At 52.1% G+C, this 18,915-nt stretch carries 20 protein-coding genes and 1 pseudogene; 11 read left to right on the forward strand and 10 right to left on the reverse strand.

All coding sequences use genetic code 11. The features are described from left to right. Nucleotides 1-88 precede the first annotated feature (88 nt). The 3 genes and pseudogenes from ACR0BZ_RS10070 to ACR0BZ_RS10080 form a co-directional block, all read left to right on the forward strand. Nucleotides 89-1,144, forward strand: coding sequence for a helix-turn-helix domain-containing protein (locus ACR0BZ_RS10070; protein ID WP_170417847.1), 1,056 nt, complete (start codon nucleotides 89-91; stop codon nucleotides 1,142-1,144). Between the two features lie 154 nt (nucleotides 1,145-1,298). Then, the gene (locus tag ACR0BZ_RS10075) at nucleotides 1,299-2,408 is read left to right on the forward strand and encodes a Fic family protein (protein WP_170417844.1); all 1,110 of its coding nucleotides are present in this window, start codon (nucleotides 1,299-1,301) and stop codon (nucleotides 2,406-2,408) included. Between the two features lie 440 nt (nucleotides 2,409-2,848). Continuing rightward, nucleotides 2,849-3,291, forward strand: a pseudogene (locus ACR0BZ_RS10080) (DDE-type integrase/transposase/recombinase); the annotation flags it as partial. A gap of 137 nt (nucleotides 3,292-3,428) precedes the next feature. Here ACR0BZ_RS10080 and ACR0BZ_RS10085 read toward each other — a convergent pair. Next, a complete protein-coding gene (locus tag ACR0BZ_RS10085; RefSeq protein WP_480920127.1) occupies nucleotides 3,429-3,863 on the reverse strand; it encodes a hypothetical protein in 435 nt (144 codons plus the stop codon). Nucleotides 3,864-3,971: 108 nt separating this feature from the next. Here ACR0BZ_RS10085 and ACR0BZ_RS10090 point away from each other — a divergent pair, with 108 nt between their 5' ends. Genes ACR0BZ_RS10090 through ACR0BZ_RS10110 form a run of 5 tightly spaced genes read left to right on the forward strand, consistent with a single transcriptional unit; the run spans nucleotide 3,972 to nucleotide 10,286 of the window. Continuing rightward, entirely contained in the window at nucleotides 3,972-4,793 is an 822-nt protein-coding gene (locus ACR0BZ_RS10090) for a DNA adenine methylase (RefSeq protein WP_480920128.1), read from the forward strand. A gap of 22 nt (nucleotides 4,794-4,815) precedes the next feature. Then, entirely contained in the window at nucleotides 4,816-6,018 is a 1,203-nt protein-coding gene (locus tag ACR0BZ_RS10095) for a metallophosphoesterase family protein (RefSeq protein WP_480920154.1), read from the forward strand. Next, nucleotides 6,015-7,901, forward strand: coding sequence for an ORC-CDC6 family AAA ATPase (locus tag ACR0BZ_RS10100; protein WP_480920129.1), 1,887 nt, complete (start codon nucleotides 6,015-6,017; stop codon nucleotides 7,899-7,901). Before ACR0BZ_RS10095 ends, ACR0BZ_RS10100 begins: the two co-directional genes overlap by 4 nt. Continuing rightward, entirely contained in the window at nucleotides 7,894-8,850 is a 957-nt protein-coding gene (locus tag ACR0BZ_RS10105) for a hypothetical protein (RefSeq protein WP_480920130.1), read from the forward strand. Before ACR0BZ_RS10100 ends, ACR0BZ_RS10105 begins: the two co-directional genes overlap by 8 nt. Nucleotides 8,851-8,891: 41 nt before the next feature. Then, nucleotides 8,892-10,286: a TRAP transporter large permease subunit gene (locus ACR0BZ_RS10110; protein WP_480920131.1), complete on the forward strand. Its 1,395-nt coding sequence runs from the start codon at nucleotides 8,892-8,894 to the stop codon at nucleotides 10,284-10,286. Between the two features lie 258 nt (nucleotides 10,287-10,544). On the opposite strand, the gene ACR0BZ_RS10115 is transcribed toward ACR0BZ_RS10110, so the two are convergent. Genes ACR0BZ_RS10115 through ACR0BZ_RS10125 form a run of 3 tightly spaced genes read right to left on the reverse strand, consistent with a single transcriptional unit; the run spans nucleotide 10,545 to nucleotide 12,566 of the window. Then, on the reverse strand, nucleotides 10,545-11,420 hold the full coding sequence (locus tag ACR0BZ_RS10115) for a penicillin-binding transpeptidase domain-containing protein (RefSeq protein ID WP_480920132.1): 876 nt from the start codon (nucleotides 11,418-11,420) through the stop codon (nucleotides 10,545-10,547). A gap of 7 nt (nucleotides 11,421-11,427) precedes the next feature. After that, nucleotides 11,428-11,886: an SRPBCC family protein gene (locus tag ACR0BZ_RS10120; protein WP_170797358.1), complete on the reverse strand. Its 459-nt coding sequence runs from the start codon at nucleotides 11,884-11,886 to the stop codon at nucleotides 11,428-11,430. Between the two features lie 11 nt (nucleotides 11,887-11,897). Next, nucleotides 11,898-12,566, reverse strand: a complete 669-nt coding sequence (locus ACR0BZ_RS10125) for a glutathione S-transferase family protein (protein ID WP_480537500.1) — start codon at nucleotides 12,564-12,566, stop codon at nucleotides 11,898-11,900. Nucleotides 12,567-12,682: 116 nt separating this feature from the next. Here ACR0BZ_RS10125 and ACR0BZ_RS10130 point away from each other — a divergent pair, with 116 nt between their 5' ends. After that, a complete protein-coding gene (locus ACR0BZ_RS10130; protein ID WP_170797354.1) occupies nucleotides 12,683-13,036 on the forward strand; it encodes a winged helix-turn-helix transcriptional regulator in 354 nt (117 codons plus the stop codon). Here ACR0BZ_RS10130 and ACR0BZ_RS10135 read toward each other — a convergent pair. After that, a complete protein-coding gene (locus ACR0BZ_RS10135) occupies nucleotides 13,022-13,459 on the reverse strand; it encodes a winged helix-turn-helix transcriptional regulator (RefSeq protein ID WP_170797352.1) in 438 nt (145 codons plus the stop codon). The genes ACR0BZ_RS10130 and ACR0BZ_RS10135 overlap by 15 nt on opposite strands. 87 nt (nucleotides 13,460-13,546) lie before the next feature. Here ACR0BZ_RS10135 and ACR0BZ_RS10140 point away from each other — a divergent pair, with 87 nt between their 5' ends. Both ACR0BZ_RS10140 and ACR0BZ_RS10145 read left to right on the forward strand, forming a co-directional pair. Beyond that, nucleotides 13,547-13,897, forward strand: a complete 351-nt coding sequence (locus tag ACR0BZ_RS10140; RefSeq protein ID WP_480495805.1) for a VOC family protein — start codon at nucleotides 13,547-13,549, stop codon at nucleotides 13,895-13,897. Between the two features lie 8 nt (nucleotides 13,898-13,905). Continuing rightward, the gene (locus ACR0BZ_RS10145) at nucleotides 13,906-14,328 is read left to right on the forward strand and encodes a hypothetical protein (protein ID WP_480495806.1); all 423 of its coding nucleotides are present in this window, start codon (nucleotides 13,906-13,908) and stop codon (nucleotides 14,326-14,328) included. Here the strand turns inward: ACR0BZ_RS10145 and ACR0BZ_RS10150 are convergent. The 5 genes from ACR0BZ_RS10150 to ACR0BZ_RS10170 all read right to left on the reverse strand — a co-directional run bounded on the left by ACR0BZ_RS10150 (nucleotide 14,315) and on the right by ACR0BZ_RS10170 (nucleotide 18,278). After that, a complete protein-coding gene (locus ACR0BZ_RS10150; protein WP_480920133.1) occupies nucleotides 14,315-14,908 on the reverse strand; it encodes a dihydrofolate reductase family protein in 594 nt (197 codons plus the stop codon). The genes ACR0BZ_RS10145 and ACR0BZ_RS10150 overlap by 14 nt on opposite strands. Beyond that, on the reverse strand, nucleotides 14,895-15,392 hold the full coding sequence (locus ACR0BZ_RS10155) for an SRPBCC family protein (RefSeq protein ID WP_480495810.1): 498 nt from the start codon (nucleotides 15,390-15,392) through the stop codon (nucleotides 14,895-14,897). The genes ACR0BZ_RS10150 and ACR0BZ_RS10155 overlap by 14 nt, the downstream gene beginning before the upstream one ends. After that, a complete protein-coding gene (locus ACR0BZ_RS10160; protein ID WP_170797342.1) occupies nucleotides 15,389-15,724 on the reverse strand; it encodes a metalloregulator ArsR/SmtB family transcription factor in 336 nt (111 codons plus the stop codon). The genes ACR0BZ_RS10155 and ACR0BZ_RS10160 overlap by 4 nt, the downstream gene beginning before the upstream one ends. 380 nt (nucleotides 15,725-16,104) lie before the next feature. Further along, nucleotides 16,105-17,295: a DUF4365 domain-containing protein gene (locus ACR0BZ_RS10165; protein WP_480920134.1), complete on the reverse strand. Its 1,191-nt coding sequence runs from the start codon at nucleotides 17,293-17,295 to the stop codon at nucleotides 16,105-16,107. A gap of 587 nt (nucleotides 17,296-17,882) precedes the next feature. Next, complete coding sequence (locus tag ACR0BZ_RS10170; RefSeq protein ID WP_480608158.1) at nucleotides 17,883-18,278, reverse strand: GFA family protein; 396 nt, start codon at nucleotides 18,276-18,278, stop codon at nucleotides 17,883-17,885. Nucleotides 18,279-18,915: the final 637 nt, after the last annotated feature.

Here is an 18,915-nt window from a genome sequence, read left to right on the forward strand (position 1 = left end):
ACACCTAGAATCTAGCAGCACCCGAATCGCCACACAAGAAAAAACGCTCTTGAGCGAACGGGTAATTTTTGTCTGCCGATAGATAATCATGAAAACACTAACAGCATTGGCTCCAATTGGAGCGACCTTGTCGGGAACGGCAGGGCAGGGGAACAGTACGCCCAAAAAATGGATACTTCTTCGCGCCGTTGAAGAGGCCAGAGAACCTCTTGGGTTAAAATCCACAACTCTCAATGTCCTGAGAGCGATGGTTTCCTTTATGGGCGGTGATCAGATTGCTGCGGACCAGGATGATCATCACATCTGTTTCGCGTCCAACGCGGCGATAGCCAAACGAACTCATGTCAGCGTGCAGACAGTTGAGCGTCATATCTCGACGCTGGTGGACCTTGGACTTATCCGCCGCGTCATGAGCGCAAACGGTAAGCGATGGGCGCGCCGGGATCGCCAGGGCAGGGTGGTCACCGCAACTGGGCTCTCCTTGATGCCTTTGTCTGAACGGCACGCTGAGTTCATTCAGGAAGCCCAGAGGCATGCTGATCGCGTTCTCGAGTTCACTGTACTCCGTGACAAAGTTTCCGCCGCTCTGGCGCGCCTTAAGGAACTCGTAGCAAATGACACCGCGATCTCTGATTTGGTGACCACCGTACGCAATGCTCTGCGTCGCAAACCAGATGCGAATGTACTCAGCGAGCTGTTGGCAGAAATCTCTGTGGAAATCTCCGAGATAACACAGACTGATACAGAAAATTTGAGGGCCAGTGACAGTGAAATTGAGGGGCACAAAGAGGACTCTTTGAATCCGGAAGTTAAGAAAGAAAAGCTTTCTCAGATTCAGGTTTCTCCAGACCAAATGGAGCGCAGTTTTCCACGGCTATGCTCAGAACTACGCTTTGCAAAAGATCAGCACCACTGTGATCGGCTTATGGATGATATCGCCGAGTATCTACGGCTTGGCCAAACCTGGTATGCAATGAAATCAACTTTTGGCCCAGCTATTCGCTTCATTGTTCTCGGATACATCTTTCAACGTGCTGAGAACATACAATCTCCAGGGGCTTACCTGATTTCGTTGCTGGCCAAGATCGAAAAGGGCGAATTGTCTCCAAAGGCAATGCTCTCGCGGACATCCAATGCTACGTAAATTTGGGGAAACAGGATGAAATTTACCGTTTTCAGATTACACCTCCAAGTGATGACTGGATCGAAGGGTCTGAAAAAGGTGAGCTATAGGATTGACCTCTATAAATCACGCAACCATAAATAGTGAGTTATAGAAAGGAAGCTTATACCTCACGATGTGGAACTGGCAGAACCCTGACTGGCCTACCTTTCGTTACGACGCCGCAAGACTCGAACCATACGAGCAACAGTTCCTGTTGTCCTCAGGGGAAGTTCTTGGAGCGGTTCATCATGTGAACACATCGGATCGAGATCAATTGCGTATCGACCTGCTAAGCGAAGAAGCAATGAAGACCAGCGCGATCGAAGGTGAGATGCTGGATCGTCTCAGCGTGCAATCTTCCTTGCGCCGACATCTTGGACTGGCTCCCGACAGCTATCCATCCAAACCGCGCGAGCAGGGCGTTTCTGAAATGATGGTGGATGTTTATTCCAACTATTCGGAACCACTGTCACACGACACCCTGTTTCGGTGGCATGACATGCTTCTGTCCCATGACAGGCATCTGGAAACGATTGGATCATACCGGAGCCATGAGGATGCGATGCAAATCGTCTCAGGCAGGCTCGACCGCCCAACGGTGCATTTCGAAGCTCCACCTTCACATCAGGTTCCGGCTGAAATGGACCAGTTCGTAGCCTGGTTCAACCGGACCGCACCGGATGGTCCCGAACCATTGCGCGCACTGATCCGGGCCGGTTTGAGCCATCTGTATTTCGAGAGCATTCATCCCTTTGAGGACGGCAATGGCCGGTTGGGTAGGGCGCTGGCTGAAAAGTCCTTGGCCCAGAATATCGGTCAGCCAAGTCTGATTGCCCTTGCTTTCACGATCGAGCGAGAGCGGAAGGCTTACTACGACCAACTCGAACGCCATCAAAAGACGCTGGAAGTCACACCGTGGCTCGTCTGGTTTGCCGAAACTGTCCTTACAGCACAGCAGGTGACGCTTGAGCGGGTTGGTTTCTTTATTTCCAAGACGCACTTCTATGATCGGTACCGTGATCAGTTCAACACTCGCCAAAGCAAGGTAATCGCCCGTTTGTTCAAGGCTGGGCCGGATGGGTTCACAGGGGGATTGAGCGCTGAGAACTATATCTCGATCACGGGAACATCGCGCGCCACAGCAACGCGGGATCTCCAGAACCTGGTAGAGAAGGGCGCTTTGATCCGAACGGGTGAACTCCGGTACACGCGATATTGGTTAAAGCTAGATCGGGACGGGTAGGGGGCTGAAGTACGGCACGAAGGGCGGATTCCGGTCATTCGCTGCAATGCTATGAGCAAGCACATTCGACACGAAAGCAGACATTGATAGGCTTGGCATATTGCATGCCCCTGTTCGTTAATGGTTGTCGTTTGATGTTTGCTTCTTGGCCTCAGTACATCTTGAAGCAATCCTCACAAATAGCCAAAACGCAGACGAGCCGCCGCGCGTACGTCGACCGATTTCTTCAAATGTACAAGGAAGACCGAACGCATGCGATGGTGGCGGACTTGGATTTCGCCCGATTGCCGCAACCAAAGGTTCTACTGGCTGCGGCAGGTAGCGGCAAAACCAAATCCTACAACGAAATGATCTTTGAGCTAAATAGGCGGCAAGCGGTGCACATTTGGGCGACCTCTCCGCCGATGAATTACTGGCGCTGCTCGATGCATTCGCGTTTGATTGCCGTCGTGCTCGACCTGCATTTCAGGCGGGTCATCGGCAGGGCAGTGAGCAATCGGATGAAACGTGACCTGACGATCCGGGCGCTGAACATGGCCATCGCCTTGCGCAGACCTCCCAAGGGCTGAATTCACCATACCAGCCGCGCCAGCCAATACTGTTCACACGACTATATGAAGCTTCTGCTCCAGCATGGCTTCAAGGTGCCAATGAGCGGAACTGGCAATTGTTACGATATCGAGGCGGTCGAAACCTTCCTCAAAAGAGTATTGGCAGATATGCTGTGGCAGCAGTCCTAGCGGACGCGCCGCGACGCCTGGATCGCCATCTTCCAGGATTCCATGATGGGCGCAGACGCCACTCAGTCCTCGGCTGGAAAAGCGCCTTGGCCGTTGAAAGAAGTGTCGCTAAAGTGAGTAATCGGAGCAGCATAAAACCGTGACAGATATATACTCTAGTTCCATGTGGAGGAAAATTCCGTGGCAGGTCAAAGGTCAAGTTCTATGTACGTGTCTCACGCGTCAGAAATGACAGGCTCATCTGTGGACATAATCAATCACTTCCACTTCAAAGTGATTATCACGAAGGAGGCATGAAGAAGTACAGCGCAAAGCCTCCCGCAGCCACGACTACATGTGGGAGGAAAACATGCGGCCAAAACAGTACATCCCAAACCTTCTTGTCCCTCTTCCCAGAACGCCAAGCCTCAGACCAGCTCGAAGCGATTTGAAACGGCGCAAGTTCTTCGGATTTCGCCTGAAACGCTTCCTCGATTTGATAGATTCTCGGATAGAAAGCATACTGGTTTGTCTTCCAGAGCGCCTCGATAAGCCAAAAAATTATGGCGCTAAAAGCGGCGATCAACAGAACACTTGGTTGGCTCTCCACGTAAGCAGCTACAAGCCCTGCTGCGCTTAAAGTAACGCTCCAAGCCTTGATAGACAGTGCTTTCGTATCGAAGTCCTCGACAGTCTTCTGTAGTTGAAGGTACTCCTCTGTAAGTCTATCATCCATGAAAATTCTCAATGTTAGGTTGGCTTCGATGACGGCAAGTTACGAGTTTAGACTTCGGTTTTCGAGCCCGAATTTTTCTTGCTGTGGATCGCCTCCATTGAGTATGCTATGACTGATTTGGAGGGCTCTCCTCAGCCGAAGCCCCTTCTAAGATGGGCGGGAAGTAAAAAGAGGCTCGCAAAAGATCTGTTGGCGGCATTCCCAGTTAGTTTTGAAAGATATTTTGAACCTTTTTGCGGTTCAGCCTGCATGTTTTTCGCACTCAAAGGGAAGACAGCAACAATCTCGGATATAAATACCGATTTAATGAATTTTTACGCTCAGGCATCCAAAAGTCCGGCGGAAGTCTATGAAAGATTCATAGCGATACCCAGAAGTTCGGAAAGCTACTACAAAGCACGAGAAAAACTTCAATCTACGGAAGACCCTCTCGAAAGAGCCTCGATTTTCTACTTTTTGAACAGAAATTGCTTTAACGGTATTTTTCGCACTAACAAGAAAGGGCAATTCAATGTGCCCTTTTCGTCTTCTCGAGTACCCAAGTATCCAACGGAGCAGGAATTTTTTGCTTCCGCTAGACACTTGTCCTTGGCCAATCGACTGCAACTCGATTTCGAAGAAGTCTGCATGAAAAATGTAGCTTCACATGACTTTGTCTATCTCGACCCTCCATACTATGAATCCACCCGGAGAGTTTTTCGTGAATATAGCTCGCAGCCATTCGAAATGACCGACATCGAGCGCGTCCGCAAGGTGCTAAGGATTCTTGATGAGCGAGGGGCCATGTTTCTGCTCAGCTACCCTGACTGCCCGGACATCGAACAGTTAGCGCTTGACTGGTCTACCACAAGAGTGACCACTATAAGATCGGTTGCGGCCAACACAAACGCACGCACCCATCAAGACGAATTGTTTATAAGAAATTACTAAGGCGAAGTTATCCTTGCGAATTTTGGTCGTCAGCGATTTGCATGCTCATCAGAAGGAGCCAACGAGCACAGAAGCTCCGTCGTATTTTTCGGCCCTACCGAGATTTTCTGGGGAAAACTGGAACCCAATTGCCTCGATACCGAACATCGGCGAGTTGCAGGAACACGGAGTTGATTGGATCCTGTGCCCGGGCGACTATGGCGATCGAAATGATGCAATAGCCCAGCACTTTGCTTGGAGGCAGTTGAACAGGCTTAAGACCAGCTTGAGCGCGAGGCGTCTTGTCGGCGCTATTGGAAACCACGATGTCGATTCTAGGCGTAACACACCAGACAATCCGGCCGACCAAGAGCTACGTTCCCTAGCACCATCTTTTCCTATTGCTGACAGACGTATAGGTGACAGATTCTGGCGCGATAACATGTTGGTCCACCAGTTTCGTCAACAGGATTGCACTTTAGTCGTCCTAAACTCCTGCACGTTTCACTCAACATACGGACCCGAGGACGACGTTTGGTCGACTACCGAGTACTTGCGAGGACGGATTGCGGCAAACACAATCGAAACATTACAAAATACGGTTCCTCAAAAGCTCTCAAAATTCAACGTGCTTCTGCTTCATCATCATCTAAGAAGACAAGCATGGATGGAAGAGGACAATTCCGAACTGCAGAATGGCGAAGCAATTGTAGATGTTCTGAAAGCTACGGGTAGAAGATGGCTTGTAGTGCATGGGCACCAACACATCCCAAAGATTGACTACGCCGATGCCCAGCCAAATTCACCAGTTGTACTCTCAGCCGGTAGTATCGCAGCAAAATCGTATGCCGTAAGAGGCTGGCACCCAAGAAATCAAATTCACCTAGTTACAATGAAGGATCCCGGTGAAGGTCTGGATGCATCGTCCTTGTACGGCACTGTTAAGACATGGAATTGGTCTCCCGGGACAAACTGGGTACCAGCTCAGCATGATTCTGGCCTACCCTACCGATGCGGCTTCGGAGCACCGGGTGGTTTACCCCAACTGGCTGATAGGATAGTATCAGAACTGTCCGCAACGACCACCAGATTTTGCCGCTGGGCAGACCTAAGCGCTTCTTGTCCAGAGATCGATTTTATCGTTCCAGCGGAACAAACAGAGTTGTTGCGACTACTGAGATTGCGGGGCGCTCGAATACCAGAAGACACCTATTGGCCAGAATTCATCGAGTTGGAGGGACCATGAATAATCGTTCATTATTCGATTCTTTCAACGCCCGGTCGCTTGATCCTGCCGAGGTTGGCCAGAACTACATTTACTCACAAGACATTCTTGATGTATCGAAACACGCGAACACTGTTGTCCTCGGCCCAAGAGGGAGCGGCAAGACAACTCTGCTGAAAATGCTAACCCTTCCAGCGCTGCAGTCTTGGACATCACCAAAGCGAGATGAAGTTCTTCGTAACGTCGACTACTATACAATATTTATCCCAACCGACTTCACATGGTATCCTGAATTTAGGCGCCCTATATCTGGCGATTTCGACAAAGCCACGGACGAGATACTTTCCAATGAATTGTTCCGCAGTCACGTAAAGCTATCAATTTGCGATACTCTGGGTCACATTCAGCAGATACAGAGTGTACGCGACCAGAAATTCGACAAGTTCAAAATTGACCAAAATATTGAAGAAGAGAAAGACTTTTTCAAACTTCTAAGCGGTGATTGGAATTTGGAGCCAGAGTATGGAGGGATATTCGGCCTTAGACGCGCTATTACACAGCAGATAAAGTTAATACAGAGAGAAATAGCTTACTCTGCAAGTGATCGACCATCTCCCAAGGAGTTGTTGGACAAGTATGAGTTCTTTGGCGGCGCATTTTACGATGATCTGAACATATTCTTGCAACTATTTCGACACTTCTACCATTCTAAATTGAAATTCGCGGCTTGCTTTGATGAGGTGGAGATAGCGCCGGAGAATGTAAAAAAGTCAGTTTGGCAGAGTACACGCTCTTTTAATCAAGATTTCATTATTAAGTTCTCCGCCAGCCCCTACGATGTCGCGCTTTCTAGTATCTTTGGTTACCGCATGCCTATGGTGTCCCATGATTTCAATTTGGTGGACCTGACCGATCAAAGCAAAAAGAAGATTATTGAGTTTAGCGAAAAGTTTCTTGCTGCGATCTGCAGAGATGTCGGTTTGAAGCATGATTCCGCCAAAGATGTCCTTGGAACTTCAACCTATACCAAAGACCCAGAAGAAACAGATAACGACGATGGTGAGTTGCTACGTTTAGAGCCCGGTGGAATGTACTATAACTATTTCGTTGACCTTGCGAAGAAGGACAGAAGCTTCGCAAACTACATCGATGAGAACGATATCAATTTGGAGACAATGCACACCGAGAGCGAAAACAGGCAAGCTTTCATACGAAAGATGATCGCGCCGGTTGTGGTTAGAGAGCACTACCTTTTTGACAGCTCATTACATAGCCGAGTGAGCAAAGTTCCGAAGCGTAGGCTTAGTTCGCTAAAATCGCTCCCACCGCTGTATACGGGAGCAGAGTCCATATTCCAGATTTGCGAGGGCAACCCACGTTGGTTGTTGGGTCTTGTCCGGCCTCTATTGCTTGAGGCGCGTGGTGGCAAGCTACCCGTTTCTCGACAAAAACAGTCATCGCGAGTACGTCGATCGATCGCTTCCCTCATGATGTTGCTTTCTACCTACGGCGACGACCGAGTAAGTCCCCAGGGCATAACACTCGTTCAACTTATTGATGAGATTGGAAAAAAACTATCAGAAGGCGTTCTGGGCGAGCGATTTGATCCAGAACCTGCGCTTACATTTCGAGTCGATAGTAAAGTAAGTGGACGGATCATGGATATGATTGGCATAGCCGTAAACCAAGGTGCCATGATCATTCTACCTCAATCAGAACCGGTTCGACCTGGAGAAATTTCTATGCGGCGTGTGCGTCTAAGTTATTTGCTTTCGCCTAGATATAAGCTGCCGTTGATCAGAGGAAGGAGGATTGACTTGTCGACGCTGTTATTCTCTGACTCGAGGTCCAGCGAAAGAGTTTCGGAACAACTATTGCTAGACGATCTGTTTAACTATGATTGATAAATCTCGAAGCATAGCGAGTTTTGGCGAGTATACTTCGACTGCGAATATTTTTGTCTCTGCCTCTGGATCAGAGCAACGCTCCACCGCGCTTCTGCGCGAAGAGTGTATTTCCAGCGAAACAACTGTTGTGTTTCAACATGCTAGTCGAGAAAGCAAAATAGCGAGAGATAACGAAATCTATATTCGAGATCGTGCCGATATTATATTGTCAGAGCGTGACACTCTAAATGGTTCGGAAAGCTACCGCCAGCTATTACAAGTATTTGAGAATTCCGCACCGGAGAGCTTGCATGTCCTGATAGATATTTCCTGCCTCACACGGACGATGCTGGCAGAAATTGCAGTAATGGTTCGAAAATTTAGGCATAAAGTTCATGAAGTAGAGTACTTATACCTTCCGGCGAAGTTCGTTCAGCCAAAGAACGAGTATCCAAAAATTCGAAGAATTGGTGCTAGTCATCCGGATTTAGCGGGGTACAACGCTGATCCGAACCTACCACTTGCCTTGGTAATGGGATTGGGGTTTGAGTACGGCGTCGCGTTGGGGTTGATCAACCAACTTGAGCCCGAACGAACAATCTGCGCGTGGGCTTCCGGCCATGATCCAAGATTTGATGAGGCAGTGCGCAAAGCAAATTTTGACTTTGATTTTTCTCCATACAAAGCAAGCACGATCGAATACAATATGTTCGATCCGGTAGGAACGATGAGGCTTCTATCTGACGTAGTAGGCGTTCTATCCTCTCAGTTCAGAGTTGTTCTCGTGCCTATGGGACCGAAAATATTCTCATTGGCTGCCACTTTACTCTCCTTGGAAAGTGACAGTGATTTGGCATTGTACCGGGTGGAACACGGACACAATCCCCGCGATGTTTTGCCGTCAGGAGAATTGATTTCTGCGATTGGGCATCCGAGTCTGAGACTAGAACCGTCCACGGTTTCATAGCAGTCGGATTTTCGCTACAATAGCTGATGTTGGTGGCCGCTTTGATCCATCAAACTGCGGCGGTGCAGCGGGTCTTTCAGCTCAAAGGCTGGCAGGTGCGCAAGAGGTCCATCGGAGCACGTCCCAGGATCGAGGCGCTGCCATCGGCGGCCAAGGCTCCGAATGAGCGTTGGGCGACCGATCTGGCCCGCGTCTGGGCCGGCCAGAATGGCTGGGCGACGCTGGCGCTGGTGATGGATTGCCACACGCGCGAGTTGCTCGGCAGGCATCTCTTGCGCAGTGGCAAGGCGTCCACGGCGGTCTCGGCGCTCGAACATGCGCTGATCGCAAGGTTCGGAACTTTGGGGCGGGTCGATACGCCGTTCCTTCTTCGCAGCGACAATGGCCTGGTCTTCACGTCCCGGGCCTATACCGCGATGGTCCGCAGCTACGGAGTGAACGTATCGTCCTCGATGCTGTTTGGCGGCATCTCCGGGTCTGCGGTAGCGGATACCTCGGCATTGGGATCGATCCTAATGCCGGTGATGAAGGAAAAAGGCTACGACGGCGACTATGCAGTCAACGTGACCGTAACATCTTCAATCGCCGGCGTCGTGATCCCGCCAAGCCACAACATGATCATCTATGCCATCGCGGCAGGTGGCCTTCCGATTAGCCAACTGTTCTTGGCGGGTGTCGTTCCGGGTATCCTGATGTGCCTGTGCCTTGCCTTTGTGGCGTGGTTGGTGGCCGTCAAGCGCGGCTATCCCGCTGAACCTTTCCCGGGGCTTTCCTCACTGGCGATCAGCTTCATCGTCGCGCTGCCCGGCCTGCTGACCGCTGTCATAATCGTGGGCGGTGTGTTGTCCGGTATCATGACCGTCACGAAATCCGGCGCGTTCGGTGCGATTTACGCCATCGTTGTGACGGCACTCGTCTATCGCGAATTGACGTGGCAGAAATTCAAACAAGCGGTTCTGGTCTCGGTGCGCATCACGTCCATGGCGATGGTCCTGATCGCCTGCGCCTCGGCTTTCGCATATCTTCTGACACTCAACCGCGTGCCAGAGCTTCTGGCGAGCTTTGTCTTGTCGTTTTCAGAGTCCAAGTTCGTTATTTTACTGCTGCTCAACTGTACGTTCCTGCTTTTAGGGATGATCATGGACATGGCAGCTCTGATCCTAATCACCACGCCAATCTTCCTACCCATTGTCCTCGATCTTGGTATGAGCCCCATCCAATTCGGAATCATCATGATGATGAATCTGGGCCTCGGGCTCACAACGCCTCCGGTCGGGGCATGCCTGTTTGTTGGTTGCGTTGTCGGGAATGAGCGGATGGAAAATGTCGTGAAGACAATCTGGCCGTTCTATTTTGCCATCCTGTTCGCGCTTTTGCTCGTGACCTATATCCCGGCAATATCGCTTGGTCTCGGCTGGATGTTTGCAGCAAGCTAGCCGGAAGGCTTCAGGACTGAGGCGATTGGCGCTGACCTGCCCCCTTGGAAATTATCGAGTTCAAAAGCGCCCAAGTGTCACGAAATCAAGTCTAGATACATAAGTGAGAACAGAATTGCTGGCGTAACTCTAACGCACTCGCAATCGATCGCGGGAAATGCGAAATCGTCGGAGAGTTTCGCAAGAGCAGCGAACGGCCGCTTTACAGGTTGCGACTTCAGCATCGCGCAAGCAAATTGAACGGCAGCTCCGGGCCGTTCATTCGCAGTCAAAGGCCCCGATGTCTTGGAGAACACGGTACGTGACTGCCTTTCGCTTTGAGAGATATGTTGTGTCTGGCATATCCATGTTCAGAGCAAAGACATAATTATCGCTCGCGCATTCCAGCCAGCCGACGAACCATCCGATGTCCATATCCGTTTTGCTGTACCACCAACCGGTCTTGGAACGCATGGTCCAATCTGGATGGAAATCGCTTACCATGATGCTCCTGGCCGCCGCATAGGTAGTTTTAGACAGTGGCAACCGTTCCAGGGCAAGTTTCGACAGGAACGCAACTTGTTCCTGCGCCGAGATTGAAAGTGTTCCGTCCAGCCAATAGGTGGTGAGCTGGTCGATGGTGCCGACATCTGCATTTCCGTACTGGAAGCTCTTCAACCCGTGCGCCATCACAGCCTGTCCCCCGGCTCGGGCAATCTCCTGATAGACCCAAACCACCGAGTATTGGAACGCGGATTCGAGTGAATGGTCCTGGTTCCATGCGCGGTTACTTCGTGGAACACTGTCCCACTGAAACACAGTTTCGGGCGTCGCCAATCCATTTTCCAGCGCAATCAAGCTGTGTGGGATCTTGGACGTGGAGGCTGGCGAAAATTGCTGTTGGGCGCGGACAGGATTTGCGACCCAAAGCTGGCCATCAGACAGGCGTTTGATCACAATCGTCGTGCTTTCAATCTCGCCGCCTCCGGCAGTTACATTGAGCTCGACATATACTGCATCGGCTGCGAGCGGCGACGACAGCGCAATGGCAAGCCATCCGGCGGCATAAAGGCCCAGAAAAATAGCGGCCTTCAATTGGACTTTCACGCTTCTGCGGCGATCTGAGGCGGCCAAACTTAGTCCTTTCCAATTCACGCCCGGATTATCCTTGGTGAGGCTTGCCTTGCCCTGTGTCGAGGTATTGTTTGAGGCTGCCCAGAAAAAACATATCCCAGCCCGCCTCACAAACATCATAGCATAGCAAGTCGGGGGTGAGCCCTTGGTGCCGCATCTCAATTCTAGAGCCACCTTCTTGTTCGGTGATTTGCCACAGCACCTTGGTGTTGAGCCACTCGGTTTCAATCTCTTTGGGTTGGCCCTCGTGGATGTGCAGGGCATCGACGCAGGTCCATTCGACATGTGTTGGTTGGTCAGTGCTGGTCAACTCGAACGTCCAATAGGACACGCCGGGTGGGAAGGTGAATTTAGCGCGGTCCCCGATGTTGTTCAGCGGCTGATCGGGTCGGGTCCACCAATGTGCGACACCCCTAGTTACCGCGTCGAATGCAGTGGAGGCGGATGCCTTGACGTCTATGGACTTTGTATAGCTTGGTGCGGTCATCTTGGTTGTCCTTAAGCAGCGTCGGCCCAATGGGGCGGAAAGGTTGCGGCGACATTTGGAAGGGTTTCGATCCGCCCAACCCAATCCGCGATATCAGGCGACACGGTCGCCAGGTCCGGCAAGTCAAGCGCTTGCATGATCATTGGCTTCGTCTCCATGGCCCGTTGGATCAGTCGCACATGGGGAAAGGCCACAGCGTCAGCCGCCCCCGGGCGTTCACCGGACAGAAATGGGGTTTCGGCCAAGATGTCGGCTAGGTTCGCAAGTTCGGACCGAAGCCTTTCGCTGGCGATTTTCAGGTCGTCGGTCGCTTGATCCGCGCCTTGGAAAAAGATGGGCGACAGCACACCGCTTGTGGCATCTGGCAGATAGTCGAAAATCTCCATGGTGCGCTGCCAGATCATCGCTGCGTCCAGCGGTGTTTCCCCAAACAAGGGTTTGGCCGGGTATTCCCGATCCAGCCAAGCCAGGATCGCAACGGATTGGCTTAGGGTCGTGTCGCCGTTTTTCACGGTCGGTACGGTGCCGCGTGGATTGATGGCAAGGTAGGCGTCTGACTTGTGCTCTTTTTGTGCGGCGGACAGCAGGTGGACGTCATAATCGAGGCCCTTGAAGGCCATTCCAAGGGTCGCACGCCAGGGGCTGGGGGCACCGCTTACGGTCCAGATTTCCAGGGACATACTCACATTCCTCCGTGGGTGGGTGTTTGCAGAGACATAGCCACCACGGTATGATCTGAAAAGTAGGCAGAATTTTTTGCTATACTATCGAAAATGATACTATTGAGGAAAACAAGATGTCCGAGGCCCTTGCTGATGCCGTTCAACCGGCTGTTCCCGACCAAAGCACATGCCCCGCGCCACGGGTGATCGGGATGATCGGCGGCAAATGGAAGCTGCTTATTCTGCAGATTCTGATCTTTCAGGGCACCAAGCGTTTTGGCGAATTGCGCAAATCCATCGACGGCATCACTCAGACGATGCTGACCAACCAGCTTCGCGCGTTGGAAGCTGACGGGCTGGTCACCAGAAAAGTCTATGCCGAGGTGCCGCCCCGGGTTGAATACTCTGCCAGCGCAGATGGACTGGCGCTGGCCCCCGTGTTCACATCGATGCACGACTGGTGGGTCAATCGGTCAGCTGGATCGTAACGCCTGATCGACGCGGTCAATTTCTGCTTCGTACCAAGCGATCGTTCCGGCAGGATCGTTGGAAAAGCTTTCCGCGAATGAGGCGGGCGCTTCGGTGACCTCGTCATACTGCGTCGCCCAAACCATCATCGACACCAAGGCGGGTAGAAAATCCTTGGATTTTTGTGTCGGAAAATAGCAAACGCTGCTGGCTTTGCGAGGGTCGGCTTCGCGGGTCAGCATGCCCAGCGTTTCAAGCTTGGATAGTCGGTTCGCAAGGATGTTGGTCGAGATGCCTTCGGGCGAGGCAAGGAACTCGCGGTAAGTGCGCTTGCCGTGCAGCAGGACATCCCTCAGCAAAAGAAAGCACCACTTGTCGCCGACGATGCCAGCGGCATAGCGGGTGGGGCATCCGTTCCATTGAGGTTTTTCGTTCGAGTTCATGATGCAGATATAGGCGACCGAAATGTACTTGCAATATGCAAGTGGCCGAAGTATTAAATTACTTGCAAAATGCAAGTGGAGAGAAAAATGCCTGCACCCTTCGTTTGGTACGACAACATGACGAACAAGCCGCTAGAAACGACCGTGTTCCTGCAATCGATGTTTGGATGGCAGCCCAAAGATATCGGCTCGATGACATTTCTGACCGAGCAAGGGGGCGACATGCCCTTCGCCGCCACTTGCAATGAGATGGACGGGATCACCGGCTGGGTGCCTTACTTTGAGGTTGATGATCTGGAGGCCGCGACAGGTCGCGCGCGCGAAAGCGGTGCCAGTATCATTGCCGAAAACGTCAAAGGCCCAGCAGGGGATGCAAGTTTCATCCGCGATCCCGGCGGCAGCCCAATGGCTCTTTGGAAGCGGGGCGAGGGGGCATGAGACCCGACATGTTGAAGCAACAGATCCTGGCTGCCGCTGCCTATCCTCTGATCGTTTTTCCCCTGGCCATCATTTGGCATTTGGTCCTGTTCAAAGACAGGTACATGAGCTTCGGATATTTCGAAGGCGAGCCGAACATCGCTGTCGGTCTGGCGTCGATGGGTATCCAGGGTGCCGTGTTGGCAGCCATTTACCCTATGTTTCGGTTCGGTCGCAGCGGTCTAAGGCGGGCAGTCACATTCGCAGCCTTGCTGGGGCTATTTTTCTGGACAAGCCATGTGCTGGCGCTGGTGGCTAAGCAAAACGTGCCGCAAGCAGGTACGTTCATCTTGATGGAGACACTCTATCTGTGTTTGCAGTTCGGCCTGTTCGCACTGGCCCTGGGCTTGATTTTTCGCGGGGCAGGGCGAACAACAGTCACGTCCGCCTGAGACACTGATGAGTTACCCCGTCTCCAAGAGATTCAGTCCGTATCATAGCGTAGGCGCGTGGCAAAGCGGTGCCTTCGAACAGCCGCTTTCCCGTGCCGACGACAACGGGAAACGTCCAGATCCGAAACTCGTCGATCAGATCATGGGCTTGCAGTGTTTGGATTAACGCAGAACTGCCATGGACTTGAAGCAGCGGCCCGTCTTGGTCCTTCAACTCTTGCACAGCTTCAGCCACGTCGCCGCTCAACGAGTGTGAGTTTTCCCAACTCAATGGTAGCGTCTGCGAGGTGGCCACATACTTTCGCGCCGCATTTAACCGATCGCCAAGATCAGAACGCGGCGCGTTTGGCCAGTGTCCGGCAAAGATGTCGTAGGTCTTGCGCCCAAAAAGGATGTCGTAAGGTTCCGACATGGCGACGCGTTCAACATGCGGCATCACACCTTCCCAATAGGGGGCTGCCCATCCGCCTTGCGTAAAGCCGCCAGAGGGGTCTTCCTCGGGCATGCTGGGCGACTGCATCACCCCGTCCAGAGTCACAAAGGTGATAACCGCAAGTTCGCGCATGTTATGACCGCTCATCGCCCAGCGACTGCGCAAAGGCTGCCAGCTTGTCGAAGGCCTGGTTCCAACCTCCAGCGCCAGCGGTGCCTTCGCCAACACCCACATGGACCATGACCATGCGCGTTTTGCCGTCCACCTCACTGAGCTCGACGATAACCTCAGTGATGTCCGGGAAGGACTCCGGCATCCCCATCGACTGCGGTGAAATAATGGTGCCGTCGGCGTCGCACATACTTTCTGTATAGACGAGGCGACCAGGCGCGCTGACCTCTTTGTAGACGCCGGTGAACCACATTTCCATTGATCGCTCTGGTGTTTGCATCGCCATGCCGACTTTGCGGGTTCCGCCTACTCTGACATCCATCTCGGCTGTCGGGACCGACATGCCGTTTGGGCCGTACCATTGTTTGAACAAGACCGGATCGGTCCACAGTTTCCACACAAGATCGATTGGCGCATCAAATACCCTCTCGATCCGAACCCAGGTGTTCTCTTCGCTCATGTTTCGTTTTCCTTCATGTCCGCCAAAAGAGTGTCCAACGTGTCAAAGCGTGCCTCCCAAATCGACCGATACCTCTCGGTCCAACTTGCGATTTCCTGAATTGGCGCCGTTTCGAGTTTGCATAGCCGAAACTGGGCGTCCTTCTGTCGCGAAATCAGGCCGGCGCGTTCCAGCACCCGAATGTGTTTCGACACAGCAGGCAAGGTCATATCAAACGGCTCTGCCAAGGCGTTCACGCTGGCTGATCCTTGCGCAAGCTGTGCCAGAATTGCCCGGCGGGCCGGATGCGCAAGGGCGGAAAACGCGGCGTCTAGTCGGTCATCTTTGGTCATAGGGTATTATTATACTAGTTAGTTAATTAAACAAGTGGTTTATTACGTTTCAATAGATGCGGCGACTGCCCGAACCTCCTTTCTAGAATTGTCAATTGACAGGAGATCTATGGCCAGCACGTCCAGGGGCAGGAGACGATCGCGTTTGACCCGACACTGGTTTATCAATGTCTGCTATGCGGGTTGCGACTGCAGCATCACGAACGTGTTTGGGATGTCCGCAAAGGGCCGTGAAGGGACGGGCCGGTTTCGGATAAGTTCGGGGCAATTGCGGACACGCCCGCCAAGCGCACATCCTCTATTTGTGTAGGCGCGTTCGACTAACTTTCGATCGACATGGCTGTGGGTGCCCACAAAAAAGGCCGCGCCCTAAACCAGTTTCATGCAAGCCCCAACCGCCAAGCATAAAGCGGTTTAGTGGCACCCGAGAAGAATTCCTTCTCGTTGAGGTTATTCCTATCTAGAAAGAACAAGAGAGCCGTCACTACTGCCGGAAGGCCACGCTTGAGCATGAGATCGCCCCCCAATTCTCCCAACATGTAGCCAGGCCATTTCAGGGGCTCTGTGCTGCCTTTGGTGCCAAGTTGACTGAGGAAGGCATTCCGCTCTTGATCATCGAGAAAAATATTGGCAACCAAGCCATTTGAGCCGTCGTCAGGAAATGCGTTCAAGACCAGAGCATGGGGCCTGTCCTGGCCCACACGCTCGAACATAAAATAATGAACAAAAGCGCATATAGACTGAGAAGCCGCAGAAAAGTCAGTAATATCAATATAACCGGAGCGAACATAATCCTCGTTTAGTAAAATCCTGATTCCCTTCGACAACCACTTTTTTCTTTCCGAGAACCATTTGCGCATGTCTTCAAGTTCGACAAGCCGTTTACGTTGGTCTGCCGTCGGAGCATTGCTTGATCGGATGACATCTGCCTCGTTCGCAACGAAGGCTTCAATTTCAAAATTGATTTCGATCGCCACGGTTTCGGCCTGATTAAGAGCAAGGGAAACCTCCCCACATAATGCCCCCAACTCTTCTTCATCCAGGCTAAGGCCATATTTGTTATTCAGCGGAAAGATGAAGGACTGCGAGCACGAGGAAGACACTTTTAACTTTCCTGTCTGTGCAATTTCTACGAGAGCAGCACCGGAAGCGCTGAGCTTGTTGGCTTTGGGTACAATAACTTTGGCGCCCTCCGGCGTTCTGACCAAAGACGCGCTATCCACCGTGGCCCAATAGCATTCAGCTGCGTAGGGGTCGCATAAAACAACGATGACTGGGAGAGAATGACCCTCCCAGTAATTGGCATGTGCCTTTGAACAATAGAGGGCGTAAGCGTCCCCGATATCGTTCTTGAGATAAGTTGGGCCGCACTTAATTTGGATTGCGATCAAGCAACCTGCCGCATGGCGGTTGACTGGACCCTGAACGACAATTTCGACTTGTCCGTCAATCCCGAAATCTCGCTTTTCATTTGGACGGAATATATGGCCTGTCTTGCGGATAGCTTCTGTGACAAGGCTAACTCCGCGCTCCCCCATGTCATCAGTATCTTTTACAACCGGCAGGTCCAAAGCGAATTCCTCACAAATAGATAGGCATCAGCTAGACATTTATCACCTTAATCAAGACGCCCGTGTTTCCAATCGATTTGAAGCGTTTGACCTTGGACTTCGAATCGCAATTCGTGAGCATGCACACAGCCCACGATACAATAAAATCTTTCGCTGATCTTTGACGTGGTCAACCAAATTTCCTGGCCCCAGATGCATGATACAGATCACTGTCCACCTTCGGGCGCCGTCTGCTTTCCCAGCGGACGCTCTGGATGGGCGCACTGCTGACCTTGGTCTGAGAAGCCATGCTGTATTATACAACGGACGACCGGTTCGGGAATGCTGCGATGCGGTGATGACCGTCCTGGCGAATGACGGCTCCGGGCCGTCCCCGATGTATCATCTCGCCGTGCGACAGCTAATACTGCGTTGCCTCTGATGTCGGCACGGATGAATGAAAAGCCCAAAGGGTGGAGCATTCAGGTCAACGGAACTGACTTCTCACTCTCGCGGCAGCGAACGATTTGCATATCATTCGCCCTGCGGGACGACGACGAAAAGGGCCTTCGCAGCAGTCGCTCCAATGTCCGCTGCCTGGAAGCACGTCAAAACCACATGTCCTTTACAGTTCGGCTGTCACGAGGAAGTTCTAGAAAGCTGTCGTGCCCCTCGAAGTGACGGATTGGAATCTCACTGATTGGTGACGGATCAGACATTCGAACATTAACCGCAGACAGTTTGCGGCCGTTTTCGTCCGAGAAACACGCAACGTAGTGCGTCACACACCCGCAATTGGCGCAGAAGTGAAAATGGATATCCCCGCTATCGCGACGCAGATATGTACTTGTTTTCCCGGTAGTTTGAATGTCATAGCCAATGTGCCCGTAGGCCCAAAGGGCACCGTAACGCCGACAGATTGTGCAATTGCAGGCCGTGACCGACTTTGGCACAGCATCGAGAGTCCAGCCAACTTCGCCGCAGTGGCACGTTCCTTTCAGCATGTATCAATCCCCGCTCTCGGAACTGACGGCATCATGACGACCGACCCATGTGCTTTGGCCCAGGTGCGGATCGCCGCTTGGGTCAAGCTACACTTGTGGCCTTCCCTTGGACAACAGATAGCCGATTTACATTCACAGAGATACGCAGCTGGGTCGCAGGACCACTGGGCGGCGATGCGTGACTGGCTGGTTCGGAATGACGTTCCTGCTCCAAAAAATCTGCCGGGGTGGCCAGAAAAGGAATAAGGGCTGGCTGAGGGGGTCGAGGCCAGCCCCTATCTTCGTCACGAGGGGGTAAGTGGTTATTCTGATCCCAATCTATCCAACTCAAGCAAAGCCCGAAATTGGGGGATTCCCGTAACATTTCTAACTTCACCGAAAAAGTTTGTTTCCAATGGGCAAACAGTGAGTTTCAAAACGAGATGTGGACACAATTTTGCCGCAATGCGATCCTCTGTCCGTGGGTGGCGCGTGTTGATTTTAGAGCGTTCCAGTTTTTCCATCTGGATTTGAGGGGGTTGTTGAGTTCGGCGCGTCGCCCCACGAGTACTTCATCGAACCGCCAGAGTATTGAACTGCACTTTCCGAGTGCCGGAGCGCCAACGCACTTTTCATCTCAAGGACGCAATTTGAACAC

The organism is Ruegeria sp. P8, assembly GCF_056534665.1.

Coding starts and splice junctions, on each gene's coding strand:
- ACR0BZ_RS10070 (WP_170417847.1), top strand. CDS start 89: ATGAAAACACTAACAGCATTGGCTCCAATTGGAGCGACCTTGTCGGGA.
- ACR0BZ_RS10075 (WP_170417844.1), top strand. CDS start 1,299: ATGTGGAACTGGCAGAACCCTGACTGGCCTACCTTTCGTTACGACGCC.
- ACR0BZ_RS10085 (WP_480920127.1), bottom strand. CDS start 3,863: ATGGATGATAGACTTACAGAGGAGTACCTTCAACTACAGAAGACTGTC.
- ACR0BZ_RS10090 (WP_480920128.1), top strand. CDS start 3,972: ATGACTGATTTGGAGGGCTCTCCTCAGCCGAAGCCCCTTCTAAGATGG.
- ACR0BZ_RS10100 (WP_480920129.1), top strand. CDS start 6,015: ATGAATAATCGTTCATTATTCGATTCTTTCAACGCCCGGTCGCTTGAT.
- ACR0BZ_RS10105 (WP_480920130.1), top strand. CDS start 7,894: ATGATTGATAAATCTCGAAGCATAGCGAGTTTTGGCGAGTATACTTCG.
- ACR0BZ_RS10120 (WP_170797358.1), bottom strand. CDS start 11,886: ATGACCGCACCAAGCTATACAAAGTCCATAGACGTCAAGGCATCCGCC.
- ACR0BZ_RS10125 (WP_480537500.1), bottom strand. CDS start 12,566: ATGTCCCTGGAAATCTGGACCGTAAGCGGTGCCCCCAGCCCCTGGCGT.
- ACR0BZ_RS10130 (WP_170797354.1), top strand. CDS start 12,683: ATGTCCGAGGCCCTTGCTGATGCCGTTCAACCGGCTGTTCCCGACCAA.
- ACR0BZ_RS10135 (WP_170797352.1), bottom strand. CDS start 13,459: ATGAACTCGAACGAAAAACCTCAATGGAACGGATGCCCCACCCGCTAT.
- ACR0BZ_RS10140 (WP_480495805.1), top strand. CDS start 13,547: ATGCCTGCACCCTTCGTTTGGTACGACAACATGACGAACAAGCCGCTA.
- ACR0BZ_RS10145 (WP_480495806.1), top strand. CDS start 13,906: ATGTTGAAGCAACAGATCCTGGCTGCCGCTGCCTATCCTCTGATCGTT.
- ACR0BZ_RS10150 (WP_480920133.1), bottom strand. CDS start 14,908: ATGAGCGGTCATAACATGCGCGAACTTGCGGTTATCACCTTTGTGACT.
- ACR0BZ_RS10155 (WP_480495810.1), bottom strand. CDS start 15,392: ATGAGCGAAGAGAACACCTGGGTTCGGATCGAGAGGGTATTTGATGCG.
- ACR0BZ_RS10160 (WP_170797342.1), bottom strand. CDS start 15,724: ATGACCAAAGATGACCGACTAGACGCCGCGTTTTCCGCCCTTGCGCAT.
- ACR0BZ_RS10170 (WP_480608158.1), bottom strand. CDS start 18,278: ATGCTGAAAGGAACGTGCCACTGCGGCGAAGTTGGCTGGACTCTCGAT.